The following is a 1,637-nucleotide window of genomic DNA, read 5'->3' as shown; positions in this document are numbered from 1 at the left end:
CGGCCGTCCGGCCCGAGCCGGTCCCCGGCGACGTCGCCGGGGACCGGCTCGGCCTGGACGGCCGCCACGGTCAGCGGGTGCTCGGGAGGGGGGGCGGCCTGTGTCACCCGGCGATCCTAACCGGAGCGCCGCCGTGAGTCGATCTTGCAGAACGGGAACCAAGCCGTACGTACGGTTTGCATTGGGTCGGGTCACCTGACACGATCGTTCCGTGCCCAGAGTAAGCCAGGACCAGCTCGACGCGCGCCGACAGGAGATCCTCGCCGCCGCGCGGGCCTGTTTCGCCCGGCACGGCTACGAGGGTGCCACCGTACGCCGGCTGGAGGAGGCGACCGGGTTGTCCCGGGGCGCCATCTTCCACCACTTCCGCGACAAGGACTCGCTCTTCCTGGCGGTGGCCGAGGACGACGCCGCCGCCATGGTGGAAACCGTGGCCCGCAACGGCCTGGTCCAGGTCATGCGGGATCTGCTCGCCCGGGCGATCTCCCCGGACACCACCGGCTGGCTCGGCAGCCAGCTCGAGGTCTCCCGGCGACTGCGGACCGACCCCGCCTTCGCCAAGCGCTGGGCCGAACGCTCGGCGGCCATCGCCGAAGCCACCCGGGAGCGGCTGGTCCGCCAGCGCGAGGCCGGCGTGCTCCGCGAGGACGTGCCGATCGACGTGCTGGCCCAGTTCCTCGAACTGGCCTACGACGGGCTGGTGCTGCACCTGGCGATGGGCCGCCCCGCCGGCGACCTGGGGCCGGTGCTCGACCTCGTCGAGGAGGCGGTCCGCCGCCGCTGACCCGGGCCGGATCTCGGTCTGGTAACTCGGTCCGCGGGCGGAATCAGGGTTGGCAGGTCTGCTCCACAATGATGCCGCGTCCCCTCGCGCGACAGGAGCAGACCATGACCGCCCTCGCGGCACCGGGTGACACCTGGGGCATTCCCGGCCCCGCCTTCCTGCGCTGGTACCTCCTGGCGGCGGCCCTGGTGGTCGTCGGCACGCTGATCCACCGCTTCCGCGCCCTGGCCGGCACGCCGGTCGGCGGCGTCGGGCAGCTCGGCCCGCAGCAGGTCGCGTACCTCAACGGGGGCGACCAGCTGGCGATCTGGACAGCGCTCGGCGGCCTGCGCCGCAGCGGAGCCGTCGGCGTGCAGCCCGACCGGCGGCTCACCACCGGCGGCCCGATGCCGGCCGGGGCGACCCCGCTGGACCAGGCCATCTACAACGCGGCCGGCCGGCACGTAATCGCCCGGGAACTGCGCCGCGACGAGTGGGTGGTCCGGGCGCTCGACCAGCTACGCGACGGCCTGCACCAGCGCGGGCTGGCGCTCAGCCCGGCCCGGCGCACCGCGGTCCGGCGCGGGGCGATGCTGATCGCCGCCCTGCTCGTGCTCGGCGGGATCCGGACCTTCGTCGGGCTGTCGAACGGCCGCCCGGCCGGCTACCTGATGCTCACCCTGGTCCCGCTCTTCATCGCGTTCCTGCTGCTCGGGCGGGTGCCGTGGCGGACCAGGGCGGCCGACCGGACGCTGCGCGAGCTGCGCCGCCGGCACACCCACCTGGCACCCGCCTCGGCGCCGGCGTACGCCACGTACGGCCCGTCCGACACGGCGATGGGCGTCGCGCTCTTCGGCACCGCCACCATCTGGAC

2 protein-coding genes are annotated in these 1,637 nt (G+C 74.4%); both read left to right on the top strand.

Annotation, left to right across the window (positions count from 1 at the left end; genetic code table 11):
* The first annotated feature begins 211 nt into the window (after positions 1–211).
* Positions 212–784 carry a TetR/AcrR family transcriptional regulator gene (locus DKL51_RS32535; RefSeq protein WP_109947181.1) on the top strand — a complete coding sequence of 191 codons (573 nt, stop codon included), beginning with the start codon at positions 212–214 and terminating at the stop codon, positions 782–784.
* 104 nt (positions 785–888) lie between these two features.
* Positions 889–1,637, top strand: a 749-nt coding sequence (locus tag DKL51_RS32530; protein WP_124813168.1) for a TIGR04222 domain-containing membrane protein, incomplete at its 3' end; no start/stop codon positions are given.

This window comes from Micromonospora globispora, assembly GCF_003857015.1.
Taxonomy (GTDB): Bacteria; Actinomycetota; Actinomycetes; order Mycobacteriales; family Micromonosporaceae; genus Micromonospora; species Micromonospora globispora.
This window is presented reverse-complemented; position numbering and strand designations above follow the sequence as displayed.